Raw genomic sequence first — 17058 nt, 5'->3', positions numbered from 1 at the left:
GTCTTCGCACGTCAGCCGGTGGACAGCCGACGATCAGGGGGAACGGATGCGAGCTCAGGGGAGTGGCGCGGCGCACGGAGCCGCGCGAGGGTCGGCCCGTGCCGCCGGAGGCCGGCGTTGATCGGGTACTACCGGGTGCTCGGGCCCGTCGACGTGGTGTTCGCCGGCCAGGTCGTGTCGTTCGGCGCGGCCAAGAGCCGGGTGCTGCTGGCCTCGCTGCTGCTGCGCGCCAACCGGTACGTCTCGACCAGCCAGGCGATGGCGACGCTGTGGGGCGACGACCTGCCCGACAGCGCCCGCGCGACCCTGCACACCTACATCATGCGGCTGCGCAAGACCCTGCAGCAGCACCAGCGGATCGGCCGGTGCCCGCTGCGCACCGTGCCCGGCGGCTACACCTTCGAAGCCGACGCCGATTCCCTGGACCTGATCTGCTTCGACCGCGAGCTGTGCGCGGCCCGTACCGCCTCCCGCGCCGGCGACACCACCGCCGAGCTGGCCCGGCTCGACAAGGCGCTGAGCATCTGGCGCGGCCCGGCGCTGTCCAACGTCGACTGCGACGCCCTGCACCGCGACGAGGTGCCCCGGCTGACCGAGTACCGGCTCAAGGCGATCGAGCGGCGCATCGACATCGAGATGACGTTGCGGCACAGCGGCGAGCTGATCGCCGAGCTGCGCACGCTGACCGCCGAACACCCGCGCCGGGAGCGGTTCTGGAGCCAGCTGATCGAATCGCTGTACGGCACCGGCCGGCAGTCCGAGGCGCTGGCCGCGTACCAGACCGTCAAGCAGCACCTGGCCGAGGAGCTCGGCGTCGATCCCGGTCCCGAGCTGCGCGGACTGCACCTGCGCATCCTGAACGGCGAAGAGGTCGCCGCAGACAGGCAGGTCCCGCAGCCGGCGATCGTGGCGGGCCGGGAACCGCCCGCGCCGGTCGACACGGCCGGCGCTCCGCCGCCGCCGGCCGACTGGGCGCAGTGGCCGGCCAACCAGCTGCCCATCGACGCCGACGAGTTCACCGGCCGAACCGAGCTGGCCGCCGAGATCACCGCGGCCCTGCGGGAAGCCAACCCGGTCCGGCCGGCGATCGTCGCGCTCGGCGGCCCTCCCGGCGTCGGCAAGACCGCCCTGGCGGTGCACGTGGCCTGGCAGGTCCGTGACCGTTTCCCGGACGGGCAGTGGTTCATCGACCTGCGGGCCGGGCGCGGCGCCGCCCGGCCGGCGACCGATGCTCTCGCCGAGCTGCTGCAGGTCGCCGGTGTCCCGCGTGATCGGATGCCGTTCGGGCAAGGGGCGCTGGTCGGGGCGCTGCGTGCCGCGCTGACCGGCCGCCGGGTGCTGCTCGTGCTCGACGACGCGGACAGCCTGGACCAGGTCGCGCCGCTGCTGCCCGGCGCCGCCGGCTGCGCGGTGCTGGTCACCGGACGCGCCGATCCGGTCGCGTTGACCGCGCTGCACGGCGGCCGCTCGTTCCAGGTGCCCGAGCTCACCGCGGCCGAGTCGGGCCTGCTGCTGCGTGGGCTGGTCGGCGACGACCGGGTGGCCCGCGAGCCGCAGGCGGTGCAGGGCCTGGTCAACGTGTGCGGCGGGCTGCCGCAGGCGCTGCGGCTCGCGGCCGGCCAGCTGCGGCAGCAGCCGGAGCTGAGCATGACGGAGTACGTGGGGACACTCGTCGAGCAAGGGCCGCTGGACCGGCTGTCGCAGGGCCTGCACGCGCCGTTCAACCTCCGGGCCGCCATGCAGGCCGCGTTCGACGCGCTGGGCCCGTCCGACCGGCTCGCGTTCGCGCGGTTGGGCACGGTCGCCTGGCCGCTGCTGACGGCGAGCCAGGCCGCCGAGCTGCTCGACGGCCTGCCCGCGCAGGCGGCCGCGCTGCTGGAGCGGCTCGCCGCAGTCCACCTGTTGCGCCGGGGGCCGGGCGGCTACCTGATGGCACCGCTGCAGCGCTGCTTCGCCGCAACCCTGCCACCTGCGGCAACGCCCGGCCGGTCAGCTCCTGGACGTGTGCCGGCCGAGGAACTCCAGTACGCGGCGCCATGAGTCGACGGCTGCCGCCGCGTTGGCCGGCGCGCTGCCCCCGAAGTCGATCCGCAGCCGGCTCATCGGTGAGATCGACACCATCGGCGGCATGCCCGGCAGCGCGTACGGGAAGCTGACGAAGTGCCCGGCCCCCGGATACGTCAGGTTGACCACCTCGGCCGGGTGCCCGTGCGCCAGCAGACGCCGTTCGACCTGGCCGGCGTAGACGTCGGACGGCCAGAGCCGGTCATCGGCGCCGCTGATCAGCAGCACCGGCCCGGTGATCGCCTCGACCTCGATGCGCGCCGCCGCGACCGCGTCCGCGTCGCGCATCGCCCGCTCGAAAGCCCGGCGCTGGCGCATCGGCCGAGCCAGCAGCCAGGTCCGCGCGAACGACAGGAACGTGCCGAAGTTGTAGCGGCCCTTGAGGAACGGCAGCGCCCGCCCGTCCAGCTCCCACGCCGGCTGACCGTAGTCGGTGTAGTTGCTGGTCAGCCCCGCCTGCCGCAGCGAGCTCGGCGCCGCCGCGACGACGTTGTGCAGCCGCGCGTCCAGCGCCGCGAGCTGCAGCGCCAGCTCGCCGCCGCGGGACAGGCCGATCACGCTGGCCGGCCGGGACCGGTCGACCTCCGGCTGATCGAGCAGCCAGTCCACGGCCCGCCGGAAGTAGCCCAGATCGATGTGTGACAGCGTCGGCGGCAGATCCTCGGCCCCGAAGTAGCTCAACGCCAGCGCGGCGTAGCCCCGCCCGGCCAGCAGCGCGGCCGCGTGGTCCAGTTGGCCGCCGTCCGAGCCGGCCAGCAGCAGCACCGCCGGCGCCGGCCGGCGCTCGTCATCGTGGTAGAGGGTGCCGACCAGGTCGTCGCCGGTCGGCCGGCCGAGGACATGCTCACCGCCGAAGCAGCGCTCGATGCCGACCTCGCCGATGGACTCGCCGCCGGCCCGCGCGGACACGGTCACCTTCAGCGCGGTCGGGCGGCGTTTGGTGAAGAACACCTGCCGCCCGGGGTCGGTCGGCCGCATCGCCCACAGCAGTCCCAGCGGATCGACACCCGGGTAGCCGGCCGCCGGGGCGTCCCGGCCGACGTCGACGGTCCCGTCCGGGGCGGCGACGAAGTCGGCGGTCGAATGCCAGTCGACCAGCGCGCCGTCCCGGGTGGCAGCCCGCACCGTCACCCGCTGCCCGGCACGCAGGCCGCTGACCACGATGGACAGAGTCTCGTCGACCTGCCCGGACCGCGGGCCGACCGCGAGCGCGGGAACCTGCGTCCCCGCCGGCTGCTCCGGGCCCGAAATCGCGGGCTGCCCGGTCACGGGACCACCGCGCTGACGGCCGGGGCGGTTCGGCGCCTGGCCCGCCGGCTCAGCACGACCGCCATCACCACGCCGAACAGGGCCACACCGCCCAGCACCGAGGCGGCCGCCGCCGCGCCCAGCGGCCCGCGCAGCTGCCCGAACCACACGGCGAACAGCCCGACGACCAGCCCGGTCGCGAAGACGAACGAGGCGACACCGTAGGCCCCGTACGCCCAGCCCGCCGGGCGCGGGTACTCGCCCGTCGCGGCACGGCCACGCAGCCGGTCGAGGACCCGGGCCCAGAACCGGTACGCCCCGGCCCGCAGGTTCACCATGTTCAGCGCGTGGTTGAGCATGAAGTACCCGTCGAGCTGCAGGAACGGGATCAGGTTCAGCAGCGTGGAGCCGCTGCCGTACAGGACCAGCGCGGCGCACAGCGTGCGTGCCGGACCCGCCGGCAGCAGAGGCCACAGCAGCGCCGCCGGCGTCAACGTCAGCAGCTGCGCGAAGACACCGGCGAACGCGGTGTAGCACCGGTGCCGGCGCCGCGCGAACAGCATCACGTCGTCGGCCTTGCAGTACGGCGCCAGCAGCGGAAACCGCCACAGCAGCCCGATCTCCGGCGACGTCCCGCCGAAGTGGATGCAGGTCAGCCCGTGCGCGGCCTCGTGCACGGCCAGCGTCAGCCAGTAGATCGCCACGAACGCGAGCAGCACCGGAACACTGTCGGCCAGCTGCCGGGCGTCGTCGTAGAGCCGCGCCCCCTGCACCGACATCAGGGTCAGCATCGCCAGCACCGCCGCGGCCGCCGGCAGCACGAACCACGCCGACCACAGCCAGCGGACCGCCGGCTCGACCCGGCTGAACAGCCGCGCCGGGGCCGCCAGCGGGATACGCCAGTGCAGCAGGTTGCGCCTGCCCCGGCTGCCGGCCCGGGCCGACGCGGTCAGCCTGCGCAGCGCGTCGGCGTCCTCCGGGCCGGCCAGCAGCCGCCGCCCGCCGAGCAGCTGCATGATCTGCTGCCAGTGCTGCTCGGACAGCCTGCGCCCGAACCGGGCGGCGTACTCCTCGGCGATGTCGTCGAGGCTGCGCACGCCGTCCAGCCGGCTGATCACGAAGAACTCCCGGACGCCCACCTTGAAGAACCAGCCGGTGCGCGGGTCCTTGAGGTGGTGGGTCACCGAGGTGCCGTCGGTCAGGCCCGGTCCGAGCAGCACGCTCGGGTGCAGCCGAGGACGTGTCGCACCGTGCTCGGCCGTCGCCGCCGCGGCCTGCGCCGTCATCTGGCCGCCTCCGCGTACGCCTCGGCCAGCACGCGGTGGAGCAGGTACGACAGGTAGACCTCGTCGACGATGCTCACCCCGAGCCGGTTGTTGGTCATGTGCACGTAGCTGAACAGCAGCGCCCGTAGCGCCGCCTGCGGATCGGTGACCACTTCGACGCGCCCGGACCCGTCCCGGGCCGCGAACACCAGCTCACCGGCCTGCGCGGCGGCCGTGATCCGCTCGCGCAGCTCGACGCAGTGCGCGACCCAGCGCCCGGTGAACCCGGTCAGCGGGGTCTGGCCGTCGATCGCCGCGCAGATCTCACCGACCCGGCGGATCATCCGGGGCGCCATCTCGTCGTAGGTGATGTCGAACCGGGCGTGCCGGTCCGGGTCCGGGGTCTGGAACGCCGTCTCCCAGAAGTCGCGGTAGCTGTCCAGGAACCCGGCGGCGGACTCCCGATCCCGCAGCATGGTCATCGTCATCGCGGTCATCAACTGCGTCGCCAGACCGAACATGACCGTGCGCATGTGCACGTTGGTCGTCTCCAGCAGCGACATGACCATGTCGCTGGACCGTTCGAAGTGCCACTCGGAGATCTCGATGCCGACCGGGCCGGCGTACTTGTCGTACTCCGGCTCGTAGGGGAGGTAGGCGTAGCTGTTGTTGTCGCGCAACGGCATGCCGCCATCCCCGTACTTGTCCTCCCACTCCTGCTCGGTGTACTCCGACAGGAACATCTGCTTGTACAGCGGGCCGAGCAGCTCCTCGTCCATGTGGTACAGCGCCGGCCGGTGCCGCAGGAACGTCTGCACCTCCTGCTCGACCTGCCGGCGCACCTCGGCCTCGTGCGCGGCGGTCGCCGGGCGCAGCCGCAGCCGGATGTGCGGGCCCTCCATCCAGTACCGGATGAAGAACCAGCCGCTGATCAGCCCGCGCTGCTGCAGCTGGCGGACCAGCGGCAGCATGCAGTCGACCAGCAGCGGCAGATTGTTGCTGGCATAGAAGACGTGCACCGCCAGCCAGTCGCCACGCTCGGCGGCGACGGGCGCGGCGAACTCGTGTCGGCTCATCGGTTGCTCCTCCGGCCGTCGATCTCCACGGTCAATTCGGTCACCCAGCGGTTTCCGTCGGCGCGGACCCACAGGTGCTCGGCGTCGGGCAGCATCTCGGTCAGCACCACCCGCCGGCCCGCTGATTTGATCATGTTGTCGAGCAGTGACAACGACATGAAGCTGTCGAAGTCGACATACTGCGGCTTGGTGCTCGGCGGCGGCCCGGCCGGCGCGCCGGGCTTGCGGACCGCCGGCGCGGACGCGTCCTGGGAGGCGAACACCCGACGCGGCAGGCCGTGCTTGCGCGCCCACCGGTTCCAGTCGAGGAACCAGTCGGCGTCGGACTGCCCGGCGCCCCGGACCGGCAGGCTCGCCGGGTCCATCTTCCACAGCCGCCGGGTCAGCACCAGGTCCTTGTAGACCAGGCGCGGGTGCCCGCCGATCTCGTCGTCGCCCAGCGGCTGGTCGGTCCCCGACCACATGTCGATCGCCGACATGTTGGTGTAGGAGAAGGTCAGCAGGATCCGCTGCACCTCCGGCAGGGCCATCGGCATCAGGAAGCCCAGGTACACCGGGATGACCTCGACGCCCAGCCGCTGCGAGCGCAGCCGCAGCCGGTCGCCCTCGACATCGTCCTCGATCACCAGGTCGTCGACCGGGATCTGCTCGGCGACCGGCCGGAAGCTGACATCGCCGGGACACACCAGCTGGTACGGCACCACCGACGGGTGCAGGTTGAGGTTGGTGGTGTCATAGCCGCCGGTCAGCTCGGCGAACACCGCCCCGGGCGGCGCCAGCTGCGCCAGCGTCGCCTTCAGCCCCTCGACCAGCCCGTGCTCGACCTCGCCGCCGTCGGCGAAGCAGTGCGCGAACCGGCTGAACAGCAGCGTCAGCCCGCTGTAGGCCCGGTTGAGCACCGCCTGCGGCCGGCCGTCGATCTCGGCCAGGTGCAGGAAGAAGCTGCGCGGGTTCAACTCGTTGATGTTGTCGGGCAGCAGCTCGGCGACACCGTCCATGAAGTCGTCGTCGAGCACCAGGTCGGCCGCCGGATCGGGGTGCGCCGCGTACGCTTCGCGCATCCGCCGGACCAGCTCGACCCGCGCCTTGTCGAGCGCGGTGATCTCGGCCAGCTGGAACCAGTTCTCCTGCGGCTGATACTCCAGCTGCTCGTTGAACGGCCGCCGGCGCGCGGTGGACTCCAGGAACTGGTCGTAGAAGTCCTGGTGGAACTCGTGCACCAGCCGCACCAGGTCGGTGCAGCGGCCGCCGGGGCCGAACCGTGCCCGGAAGAACCCCTTGGCGGTCAGCCGGTGCGGCAGCATCAGGTCGAAGACGGGCAGGATCTTCGACAGCCCGGCCGCGGCCGGCAGGATCTTCTCCCGCCACTGCGCCTCGTCGGCGGTGACCCGGCCCGCGCCGAGCGACACGTCCTCGTACAGCACCGTCCTGGGCAGAGTCGCCTCGGCACGGCCGAGGTCGTGCTGACCCTCGGCGAGCTCGCCGCGGATCGCCTCCAGCAGGTCACGCCGCCGGTCGAGGTCGGCGTGCGCGTACTCGCGCACATATCCCGACACCAGGTCCAGCCGCTCGCACACCTCCGCGCTCCAGCCGCGGCCGAGCTGCGCCAGACCGTCGCGGAAGCCGCGCACCGGATCGGGGTGATGCAGGTCGATGTGCAGCTGCGGCACCACCAGCAGGCCCAGCCGCAGCAGGTGCACCAGGTAGGCGTCGATGTCGGCCGGGCGGCGGTGCTCCGGATCGTTGTCGTGCAGCCGTGTCACGAGCTCGCCGAACGTCAGCGACGTCCCGTCGGGGATCGTCTCCAGCAGCTCGGTGAGCACGGTGCCCGAGGTGAGGTAGAACAGGTTCTCCTGCAGGATGTCCATGCTGCCGGCCGCGTCGTCGTCACCGGCCCGGCGCTGCCGGCGCACGTAGCGCACCCGGTTGCGGTCGTTGCGCCACCCGGACGTCACCTGGATCGGCAGGTCGGCCCGCAGCGCCGGCTCGGCGAGCAGGGTGTCGCCGAGCCGGCCGAGCACGGCCAGGTTGAGCCGGGGGAAGCTGCGCCACTGCTCCGGCGCCGTCTCGACGATCAGCGGGTCGCCGCTGCCCTGGGTGAACCGGCCCAGGCCGACCGGGGTGAGCCAGGAGAACGGGCTGGTCTTGCAGGCGGTGCGGTACACGTATTCCAGCAGCGACCGCTCGATCCGCCGGGCCCGCTTGCCCAGCGGACCGGCCGGGTTGCTCAGGAAGGTCGGCAGGTAGCGGTCCAGTGACGGCGACGACAGCAGCAGACCGGCCCGGAACTGCGGATGGGTGGCCAGCTCGCGCAGGTGCCGCTGCCGGTCGAGCTGCTCATCGGCCAGGATCTGCGCGCCGGTCGCCCGGATCCGGGCCAGCTCGTCGTGGGCGGCCAGCCACCCGGCCAGCGCCGGCCCGGCTTGCGGCGCGTGCCGGCCCACCAGCGCGATCGCCTCGGCCGGCTGCCGGGGCGCCCGCCCGTTGTAGACGTCTCGGCGGATCTCGATCAGCCGGCCGCGTTCGGTCTGCCCGGCCACCTCGCTGATCACCGCTTCCAGCGCGTCGAGCACCGGCGGCGCGCCCTCGCGCAGCCGCTGCTCCACCTCCAGCATGGCCTGCGTCCACGCGACGGTCTGCGGGAACCGCAGCGGGGCGACGGTGTCGAAGGGCAGGCCGGCCAGCCTCAGCATGAAGAAGGGCGGCAGGATCCACTCGGTGGCCCGGGCGTCCGTGGGCGACGGTGCCGTGTTCGTGTTCATCTGATTCCTCTCACGACAGCCGGTAGTCGACGTCGGCGTCGTCGGAGCGCTCGTTGCCGACCATCAGGATGATCAGTGGCCACTCGTCGCCGTCGGCGAGATCGGCGAGCTCTGCCAGCGATGTGTTGTCGAAGCCCAGCGCCGCGCCGCAGCCGACGCCGAGCCCGGTCGCGGCCAGGTACACCCCCTGGGTGACGGCCCCGACCTCGGCGTTGACCGCCCGGTAGCCGCGGTCGCCGAGCGCCGCCACCGCCTGGACCGGGCGCGCCACCACCGCGATCACCGCGGCGGCCTGCTCCAGGTTGTAGTTGTCGAGGAAGTAGTTGCGCTGCAGCAGCTCACCGAGCGCGGCCGCGCGGACCGGATGCAACGTCGCGGTGGCGTCGTCGTAGTCGTAGACGCCGGCCGGCACGCCGGCGACGTGGTTGACGAAGACGCACAGCCGGGTGAACGGCGGATCGCCGGACCCGCGGGCGTCCAGCGGCAGCCGGGCGGCCGCCGACGCCGACGCCAGCAGCACCGACAGGTCCTCGGCCGGCAGCCGGGGCCGGCCGACGAACGCGCCGAAGCTGGACCGCCGCCTGCGCAGCACCGCGGCGACGTCGGCGTCGAGCCGGTCGAAGTCGGGCGGTGGCAGGCTGACCGGCTCGGCCGCGACCCGGACCGGCCGCGCGGCGGCGTCAGCGGCCGCGCCGGCTGCCGGCGGGCGCGCCGAGGCGTCGAGCAACGTCGCCTGGTGCACCGCCTCGACCTGCGTGAACCGGTGCACGCTGAGCGAACGCTCCCACTCGGCCCTGCCGACGGCCGGGTCGGCCCCCGGCAGCGCGGCCGCAGACGCCGTGCCCGGTGCGGCCGGTCGGGCCCAGGGCAGCGGGACGACCGCCAGCACGCTCTCGCCGAACCCGTCGAGGCCGAGCAGCCCGTTGAGCTTCGCGTCGTCGAACCACAGCGTCGGGGTCGCCGGCAGGCCCTGGGCGGCGTTCCACAGCCGCCAGGTGCCCAGCAGCGCGCCGAGGTCCATCGTGACGACGTGGTAGCAGAAGCTGTTGTACTTGAACGCGTTCTTCCAGAACTTCACCGTGACCAGCAGGAACTGATCCGTCGCGGCGATCTCGGCAGCGTGCGGCGCCGCCGCGCGCACCTGCTCGGTGACGTCGCCGGCCAGCAGCCGCTCCATCGCATGGTGCGGGCTGGAGTAGTGGTAGACCCCCGGCAGCACCGGCCCGGACGGCCCCGAGACCCAGTAGATCTCCAGCGGGTACAGGCCGCCGCCGGACGCGGTTCCCCGGCCCCAGGTGGTGTTCTGGCCCCAGTACCGCCGGTCGTTGTCGTCGTTGCCGGTGACCCGCAGCCGCCGCTCCAGCAGCCCGTACGAGGTCCGCAGCAGCCCGGCGAGCCGGTCGAGGGTGAACCCGTCGGCAGGGCCGGCCGGGCCGACGGTCAGCGCCCGGCCCAGCGGCCCGGCCGGCTGGTCGAGACCGGCGGGCAGCGGCAGCCGGTGCACCTGCGGGTAGACCTTGTGCCGCAGCGGCTGGTCGTGCCAGTCGGTCTCCCAGCCGAACGGCGGCATGGGCGCACGTGCCCGGCGCAGCACCGCATCGATGTAGTCGCTCGTGGTCGTCATCGGCTCGCCTCCTGCTGGCAGGTCACGGGAACGGGTGCGGGACGAAATTGATCTCGCTGATGGCCAGGTCGGTGTCGCGCCACCCGGCCCGCCGGAACGCGGTGCGCAGCCGGGGCATGTGCAGCACCCGCTGGCGCTGCCAGCCGAAGTCGATCGGGATAAGACCGGGCACGATCACGCACGCGGTACGCAGCCCCAGCTGCCGCTGCTCCGGCGACGTCTGGTCCACGACGATCACGTCGTGGCCGGCCGCGGCCAGCAGGTCGACGCCGTACCGGACGTCGTCGCGCAGGTCGGCGTTGCGCGGCCGGTCGCGTTCCCAGCCGGCGTAGATCTCGCCGATCGGCTTGGGCTGCGGGTCGGCGAGCAGGAAGTCGGCGTGGTGGGCCATCTCCGGCAGCCCGAACAGCAGCGCGTGGTGCTTCAACTCGGTGATCTTGCGGTAGTCGGTGACGCTGGCCCGGGTGTCCTCGAGCGCGTCTTCGACCCGGTGGTCGAAGTTCGGCACGTACGAGGCGATCTCGCACAGCGCCGCCCGGACGGCGTCCTCCGGGTCGGGGCTGGACCCGGCCGCGAAACACAGCCGGCCGAGGCCGCCGTCGCGGCGTACCGCGACTCCGGTCACCACCGGCATCTGCAGGTCGATCCGGGTGTCGAAGAGCCGCACGTCGTAGCCGACCAGCCGCATCCGGTCGATCATCTGCCGGGTGCCGACGCTGCGGCAGCTGCCCGGGTCGATCTCGGGCAGCCGCGCCTTGCCGTACCAGGCCAGCAGGAACGCGTCCCGCTCGATCAGCTCCAGCATGCCGTAGAAGATCGCCTCTTCCAGGCAACTGCCGGTCGCACAGCCGTTGGAGCACTCCTGGACGAAGTTGGTGCCGGGGTGGCGGCCCATGTAGTAGACCAGCCGCTCGGGGACCAGGATCGAGCGCTTGTCCCGCAGCGAGTACCCCCAGACCCACGGCACCTTCAGGTCGTCGGTGAACTGGTGGTAGTGCGGCGAGGTGTTCTGGTAGTACTCGTCGATGTAGACACCGCAGTCGCGCGGATCCAGCGCCGGGGTGTCGCCGAGCTCGCGCAGGGAGCTCAGCAGCGGCTCGCCCTTGCCGCGCGGCGACAGGCCGGCGTACCGCTCCAGCCCTTCGAGCACGCCGAGCAGCGCGCTGTCGTCGTAGGTGTCGGCGTGCCCGCTCCAGAAGAACTCGTTGAGGCTCCACATGCCGCGCACCCGGGTGTAGCCGGTGACCGGCGCGGTGGTGGTGCTGTCGTAGGCGGGCATCGCCGCGGTGCCGAGCATCCCGCACACCGGGTTGGCGAAGGCCTCCACCGACAGCCCGTAGTCGTGCACCGACCGCAGCCGGAAGTCGTCGGGATGCGCCTTCGGCCGGGACTGCAGTTCGATGACGGCCGCCTCGGCGCTGTCGACGACGTCGTCACCGCACAGCGGGCAGCCCGGCTCCGCCACCAGCGGGTGCCGGGTCACCTGCAGCGTGTCCAGGCGGATCTCGTACACGAAGGGGTAGCCGTTGTCGTCGCGCACGCTGCCCGGATCGGCCTGGGCCAGCCAGCCCGCCAGGTCGCCGACGGCACGCAGCGCGAGGTCGGTCAGGAACGGCGACGGCGCCACGCCCTGCATCCGGCCGCCGTGTTCGAGCACGTCGCGCTCCTCCTCCGAACGCAGGCTCTGCCAGCGCCGGGCCAGGCAGACCAGGCACGGCTGCGCCGGAGCGGGCAACTCGTTCAGCGGCCCGACGACGACGGCCCGCTGGTAGACGTACACCGGCAGCACCGGGCCGGTCAGCCCGCCCAGATCCGGGGCGGCGCCCATCAGGTCGGTCTCGCCCAGCGTCGCGGTGTACGTGCTGACCGGCCGGCCGTCGGCCGACCGCAGGGGCAGCCCGGCGAGGTGATCGGCGACCCGGATGCGGCTGTGTTCCATCGGGGACGCCGGTGTCGGTGGCGCGTTGAGCACCTCGGCTGTCATGATCTCTCGCTTTCGGTCGGATGGAGCAGGAGGCGGAAGGAGCTGCGTGCTCCTTCCGCCCGCCGCAGGCTGCGGGGTCGGATCGGCAGCCCGGCACAAGGCACACGGATGGATGGGTGGCGCATTAAGGGGTGGGGTCGACGGCCGTGCTCAGGTCATCCCCGGTGAGACGTGGTGCTGTGGCGCAGCTGCTGGTGCCGGCGCAGCCGGTACTGCAGGTCAGGCGCAGCTGCTGGTGCTGCTGCAACTGCTGCTGGTGCAGCCGCAGCAGCTCGACGTGCTGCAGCTACAGGTGCTCGTGGTGCTGCACGCGCAGCTGGTGGTGCTGGTGGCGCCGAGGTCCTCGCCGATCTCGGCGATGTCGTGGATCTCGAACGTCTCCGTCTCCAGCTGTCCCAGCTCGTCCTTGAGCATCAGGTGCTTCACTGTGTTCCTCCTCCCCGGTGTCTCGATGTGCGCGTGAGCCGCCGGTCATGCGCAGCTGCTGGTGCTGCCGCAGCTGCAGCTGGTGCTGCAGCAGCTGGAGCAGCTCGAGCTGCTGGTGCTGCAGCAGCTGGACGTGCTGCAGCTCGACCAGGCCATCGAGTCCTCCGCGATGTCGGCGACATCGAGGATCTCGAACGTGTCGGTCTCGAGCTGTGCCAGCTCGTCCGAGAGCATTCCCACCTTCGACATGTGTGTTCACCTCCTTTCGGGGTGCTCATCCGTGTGCCCTGTGCGGGACTGCCGGCCCGACCGCGCCGGGTGAACGTGGGTGCCGCGCGGCGGCGACCGCTGCCGCGCGGCTCTGCGCGCTACCGGGCGTCGACCAGCAGCACGCGTACCGTGTGCACGACCTCGACCAGGTCCAGGTCGGGCGTGGTGGTCAGCACCCGCAGCGCCTGCCGGCCACCGGCGGCCAGCGCGGCGAGCAGGTCCTCGACGGACGCGACAGCGGGCGGCGGCGGCTGCGCGCCATCCACCTTCAGCGCGGCCGGGTCGAAGTCGGCCAGCAGGTCGGGGCCCAGGTCGAAGCCGATGCCCTCGGCGTCGAGCTGCGCCTGCCCGACCGCGTCCCGCAGCGCGGTGACCGCGGCGTCGCGGGGATCAAGGCAAGCCGCGACCGACCAGCGCCTACGCGCGCCACCTGTCGCCGCGGCCAGCACGGCATGCGCCGGGGCGGCCCCCGGCAGCCGGAACAGCGTCACCGTGACGCCCAGCCGGCCGCCCGTCGTCGCCAGGAAGGACAGCTGCTCGTCGGCGTTCACCTCGGCCGGGTCGACCGCGGCCACCGGCGCACCGGACGCCGCCAGCCGCAGCCCTTCGTAGGCCAGCGCGGACAGCAGCCCCCGCTCGGTGGCCTGCTCGACGCTCAAGCCGGCACCGCTGCCGGCGCCGGTCGGCTCGAAGGCGGCGGCGGCGTTGAGCGGCCCGGCCGGGTAGACGGCCGCCGCCGGCAGCCAGTACGGGTCGCCGGTGCGCAAGTCGGTCGCCGGCAGGTGCGGGCCGGCCTGGTCGGCGGGCAGCGCCACACCCGACGCGATCCGCAGCCGCGACGGGTCCGGCCGCAGCTCCGCGGGAAGCCGGTCGCCCGGCACGGCAGCGCGCAGGTCGGCCAGCCGGTCCACGTACGTCGACGCCGCCAGCTGCAGCACCGCCTGCCGAGCCCCGAGCAGCGTGTCCAGGCCGAACGCGGTAAGCTCCCGGGACTCCAGCGCCGCGTTCTCACCCCCCAGCCGGCAGCGGGCCACCTTCAGCGGCGACTGCGTGAGCCCGTGATCGGTGAACGCGGTGACGATCCCGACATGCTTGCGGACCAGGGTCAGCTGACGTTCGTGGATCTCCTCCTCGGACATCGGCCCGCCGTCGGCCCGCTCCACCAGGTCCTCCGGCGCCGGCCCGGCGGCAGCAGGCGGCCCGTCGCCGTGGCACCAGCCGCACTCCGGATGCGGCAGCAGCCGCTCCCGCGTGGACTCCAGCGTGTCGACATCCTGGACCAGCACCGCTCCGGCGCTCTCGCCGATCAGGGCCTCGGTCAGCAGCCGGAACACGTCGAACGCCGCCGCGCTGCCGACGATCTGCGCCACCGAGGCGCTCGGCAGCCGCTGACCCGATCGGTGACCGTCGCCGTCACCGGGCGCGGTCGCGATGGCCTGCCACATCCGGGCCAGATCGCCTGCTTCGGCGTTGGCCTGCAACCGCAGCAGCAGGCAGCCCCAGCAGGGCGACGCGCCGTGCCGGGTGACCGGGCCGAGCATCGCCTGCCGGCCGAGCGTCAGCACCGGCAGCACCGCCGGGCCGTCCGGCGCCAGATTCGCGCACGCCCGCCAGACCGTCGCGGGCCCGACCTCGTCGGCGCAGATCACCACCATGTCGTGGCGACCGCCCGCGATCGGACCGGTCGAATACAGGACCTGGCCGTCCGGGGTGTCCACCGCAACGGCCGGCGTCGACGGCCCGGGCCGCCGGATCTCCACCGTCTGGCTGCCGTTGCGCAGCAGCCCGGCGGCGATGGCCCGGGACGTGTCGCCGTCCCCGACGATCAGCACCGCGGCCCGGCGGTAGCGGGCGAACCGCGTCACCGCGTCGTCGGCGAAGTGGGCGATGAAGTCGATCTGGCTGCGGAACCGCTCGATCACCTCAGCCGGCAGGTCGACCGCCGGCTCCGGGACGCTGTCGCGGACGAAACCCCGCTCCAGCAGCGTCTGCATCATCGACGCGATCACCGTCTGCTGATCGGTGTTCAGCCCCTCGCACAGCTCCGCGACGGTGGCCTGACCGTCGAAGTACGGCACCAGCGTGGCGAGCCACCGGTAGGCCGACTTGCCCCGGATCAGAAACCCGGTGTCGGTGTTGCGCACGAACGCGCCGAACCCGGTGTCGGCGAACACGACGTCGTGGCGCAGCCGCGGCCGGACGTCGGCGATGCCGCCGAGTTCCGCCGCCGGCTGCTCGCCGGGCACGGTCTGCGCGGCGGTGGTTACCTGGCTCACTGGCCGACCTCCTCAGGGGACTGCATGGTCGACGTGCCACGGCTGCGGACCGATGACGATCCCGCCGCCGCGGCAACGGTGAGCACACCGTGGCAGCACCCGCTCGCGCGGCCGTCGATCGGCGCTGACCGATCGCTGACGGATCGCTAGCGCGACGGCCGCGCCGCTGGATGTCGCGAACGGCGTCGATCACGTGACAGACTTGCCCGCAGTTCAACCGCCCTCCCGACCAACTTCCCGCCATGTTGGAGGTGTCGCCTGATGTCCACCGGGGCAGCGATACACGTCACCGGGCTCACCAAGTCGTACGCCGCGGGCGCCGTCGCCGTCGGCGACCTCGACCTCACCGTCGAACGCGGACAGGTGTACGGCTTCGTCGGCCGCAACGGAGCCGGCAAGACCACCACCATGCGCATGCTGGTCGGACTCATCCGGCCGACCGCCGGCACCGGCGCGGTCCTCGGCCGGCCGCTCGGCGACCCCGCCGCACTGGCCCGGGTCGGCTCCCTGATCGAAGGCCCGTCGTTCTACCCGCACCTGTCCGGACGCGACAACCTGCGGCTGCTCGCCCGCTACCTCGGCCTGCCCGACACCGAGGTCGACGCGGCCCTCGAACGGGTGGAACTGGCCCACCGCGCCGGCGACCGCTTCCGCGCGTACTCGCTGGGCATGAAACAGCGGCTCGGCGTGGCGGCCGCCCTGCTCGGCGACCCCGAGCTGCTGATCCTCGACGAGCCCACCAACGGACTGGACCCCGCCGGGATCGTCGCGATGCGGGAGCTGATCGGCTCGCTGGCCGCCGCCGACCGCACCGTGCTGCTGTCCAGCCACCAGCTCAACGAGGTGGAGGAGATCTGCGACCGGATCGCGGTCATCCACAACGGCCGGCTGATCGCCGAAGGCACCGTGGCCGACATCCGCTCCGCCGGCGGCACCGGCTCGCTGCTGATCCGCGCCGACCCGCTCGACAAGGCGTCAGCCGTCGTCGCCGCCCTGCCCCAGGTCACGTCGGTCGCCGAGGTCGGTGGCGCACTCGCGGTCCAGACCGACCCGGCCAACGCCGCGGCGGTCAACAGGGCGCTGGCGCTGGCCGACATCGACGTCCTCGAACTGCGGGTCGTCCGCCAGTCACTGGAGGACGCCTTCCTCGACATCACGCACGACAACGGGCCGGTCCCCACCGGCGATCAGCTGGAGGCACGATGATCGGCAACAGCATGACGGCTGAGCTGTTCGCGTTGCGGCGACGTCGCGCGGTCTGGGTGCTGGTGGGGTTCTGGAGCGCCCAGATCCTGCTCTTCGCCTACACCATCTCGTACGTCATCTACCTGTCGATGGGCGCCGACTTCGCCGCCGGTCAGGCCGAAGCGCTGCTGGCCAGCCTGCTGCCGGCGAGCGTCGACCACTACATCGTGGGCTCCATGCCGATCTGGGGCGGGCCGGTGATGCTGATCATCGGCGGCATGGTCTCCGCCGGCGACTACCGCAACGGAACGCTGCGCACCATCCTGGCCCGGTTCGCCGACCGGCGCGCCCTGCTGCTAGGCCGGTATGCCGCCGTCGTGCTGGTGATGCTGATCGTCTCGATCATCAGCCTCGTCGTCGGCACCGCCTGCAGCACCGTCGTCTCGCTCGCCGAAGCGCGGCCGCTGGTCTTCCCGAGCTTCGGCCAGTTCCTGACCGCCGCCGGCGCGCTGTGGCTCGTCGAGATCGCCTGGGCGAGCGTCGGCTTCGCCCTCGGCATCGTGACGCGCAACGTCGGCGCGACGATCGGCATCGGACTGGTCTGGACGCTGCTGGTGGAGAACGTGCTCGGCAGCCTCCTCGGTGCGCTCGACCTGAACCCGATCCGGGCCGTCATGCTCGGCCCCGCCTCCGCCGCGATCGCGCAGGCGCAGGGCGGTGACCCGTCCGCCGGCGGCGGCTTCGCCATCACCGCGGCCACCGGCCCGGGCGCCGCCGTCGCGGTGCTGCTCGGCTACGCCGTGCTGTCGCTGGCCATCGCACTGTTCACCTTCAACCGCCGGGACGTGGTCTGACCCAGCCCGAGGCGCGTCGCACCG

At 72.7% G+C, this 17058-nt stretch carries 12 protein-coding genes; 4 read left to right on the top strand and 8 right to left on the bottom strand.

Annotated features, from left to right (window positions below; genetic code table 11):
* The first annotated feature begins 117 nt into the window (after window positions 1–117).
* Window positions 118–2040 carry an AfsR/SARP family transcriptional regulator gene (locus Cco03nite_RS09020; protein WP_203691012.1) on the top strand — a complete coding sequence of 641 codons (1923 nt, stop codon included), beginning with the start codon at window positions 118–120 and terminating at the stop codon, window positions 2038–2040.
* Here the strand turns inward: Cco03nite_RS09020 and Cco03nite_RS09015 are convergent.
* The 7 genes from Cco03nite_RS09015 to Cco03nite_RS08985 all read right to left on the bottom strand — a co-directional run bounded on the left by Cco03nite_RS09015 (window position 1990) and on the right by Cco03nite_RS08985 (window position 12449).
* Window positions 1990–3333, bottom strand: a complete 1344-nt coding sequence (locus Cco03nite_RS09015; RefSeq protein WP_203691010.1) for an acyl-CoA thioesterase/bile acid-CoA:amino acid N-acyltransferase family protein — start codon at window positions 3331–3333, stop codon at window positions 1990–1992. The genes Cco03nite_RS09020 and Cco03nite_RS09015 overlap by 51 nt on opposite strands.
* A complete protein-coding gene (locus Cco03nite_RS09010) occupies window positions 3330–4598 on the bottom strand; it encodes a zinc metalloprotease (protein WP_203691007.1) in 1269 nt (422 codons plus the stop codon). Before Cco03nite_RS09010 ends, Cco03nite_RS09015 begins: the two co-directional genes overlap by 4 nt.
* Window positions 4595–5653, bottom strand: a complete 1059-nt coding sequence (locus tag Cco03nite_RS09005) for a thiopeptide-type bacteriocin biosynthesis protein (RefSeq protein ID WP_203691005.1) — start codon at window positions 5651–5653, stop codon at window positions 4595–4597. The genes Cco03nite_RS09010 and Cco03nite_RS09005 overlap by 4 nt, the downstream gene beginning before the upstream one ends.
* Window positions 5650–8415, bottom strand: coding sequence for a lantibiotic dehydratase (locus Cco03nite_RS09000; RefSeq protein ID WP_203691003.1), 2766 nt, complete (start codon window positions 8413–8415; stop codon window positions 5650–5652). Before Cco03nite_RS09000 ends, Cco03nite_RS09005 begins: the two co-directional genes overlap by 4 nt.
* 10 nt (window positions 8416–8425) lie before the next feature.
* Entirely contained in the window at window positions 8426–10039 is a 1614-nt protein-coding gene (locus Cco03nite_RS08995) for a SagB family peptide dehydrogenase (protein WP_203690995.1), read from the bottom strand.
* A gap of 22 nt (window positions 10040–10061) precedes the next feature.
* Window positions 10062–12023: a TOMM precursor leader peptide-binding protein gene (locus Cco03nite_RS08990; protein WP_203690989.1), complete on the bottom strand. Its 1962-nt coding sequence runs from the start codon at window positions 12021–12023 to the stop codon at window positions 10062–10064.
* Window positions 12024–12242: 219 nt separating this feature from the next.
* Window positions 12243–12449 (bottom strand): hypothetical protein, encoded by a 207-nt coding sequence (locus Cco03nite_RS08985; protein ID WP_203690981.1) that lies wholly within the window; start codon window positions 12447–12449, stop codon window positions 12243–12245.
* Window positions 12450–12510: 61 nt separating this feature from the next.
* On the opposite strand from Cco03nite_RS08985, the gene Cco03nite_RS08980 reads away from it, so the two are divergent.
* Window positions 12511–12771, top strand: a complete 261-nt coding sequence (locus Cco03nite_RS08980; RefSeq protein WP_203690979.1) for a hypothetical protein — start codon at window positions 12511–12513, stop codon at window positions 12769–12771.
* 46 nt (window positions 12772–12817) lie between these two features.
* On the opposite strand, the gene Cco03nite_RS08975 is transcribed toward Cco03nite_RS08980, so the two are convergent.
* Window positions 12818–14995: a TOMM precursor leader peptide-binding protein gene (locus Cco03nite_RS08975; protein WP_203690977.1), complete on the bottom strand. Its 2178-nt coding sequence runs from the start codon at window positions 14993–14995 to the stop codon at window positions 12818–12820.
* Between the two features lie 261 nt (window positions 14996–15256).
* Between Cco03nite_RS08975 and Cco03nite_RS08970 the strand changes: the two genes are divergently transcribed.
* Both Cco03nite_RS08970 and Cco03nite_RS08965 read left to right on the top strand, forming a co-directional pair.
* Window positions 15257–16201 carry an ABC transporter ATP-binding protein gene (locus tag Cco03nite_RS08970; protein ID WP_203690969.1) on the top strand — a complete coding sequence of 315 codons (945 nt, stop codon included), beginning with the start codon at window positions 15257–15259 and terminating at the stop codon, window positions 16199–16201.
* Complete coding sequence (locus Cco03nite_RS08965) at window positions 16198–17034, top strand: ABC transporter permease (protein ID WP_203690961.1); 837 nt, start codon at window positions 16198–16200, stop codon at window positions 17032–17034. The genes Cco03nite_RS08970 and Cco03nite_RS08965 overlap by 4 nt, the downstream gene beginning before the upstream one ends.
* Window positions 17035–17058: the final 24 nt, after the last annotated feature.

The sequence above is a fragment of the Catellatospora coxensis genome, assembly GCF_016862635.1.
In the GTDB taxonomy this organism is placed as follows: domain Bacteria; phylum Actinomycetota; class Actinomycetes; order Mycobacteriales; family Micromonosporaceae; genus Catellatospora; species Catellatospora coxensis.
This window is presented reverse-complemented; position numbering and strand designations above follow the sequence as displayed.

Bases quoted from the DNA above. Each gene is read 5' to 3' on its own strand.
- Cco03nite_RS09005 (WP_203691005.1), bottom strand. From the start codon at position 5,653: ATGAGCCGACACGAGTTCGCCGCGCCCGTCGCCGCCGAGCGTGGCGAC.
- Cco03nite_RS08965 (WP_203690961.1), top strand. From the start codon at position 16,198: ATGATCGGCAACAGCATGACGGCTGAGCTGTTCGCGTTGCGGCGACGT.
- Cco03nite_RS08990 (WP_203690989.1), bottom strand. From the start codon at position 12,023: ATGACAGCCGAGGTGCTCAACGCGCCACCGACACCGGCGTCCCCGATG.
- Cco03nite_RS08970 (WP_203690969.1), top strand. From the start codon at position 15,257: ATGTCCACCGGGGCAGCGATACACGTCACCGGGCTCACCAAGTCGTAC.
- Cco03nite_RS09010 (WP_203691007.1), bottom strand. From the start codon at position 4,598: ATGACGGCGCAGGCCGCGGCGGCGACGGCCGAGCACGGTGCGACACGT.
- Cco03nite_RS09000 (WP_203691003.1), bottom strand. From the start codon at position 8,415: ATGAACACGAACACGGCACCGTCGCCCACGGACGCCCGGGCCACCGAG.
- Cco03nite_RS08995 (WP_203690995.1), bottom strand. From the start codon at position 10,039: ATGACGACCACGAGCGACTACATCGATGCGGTGCTGCGCCGGGCACGT.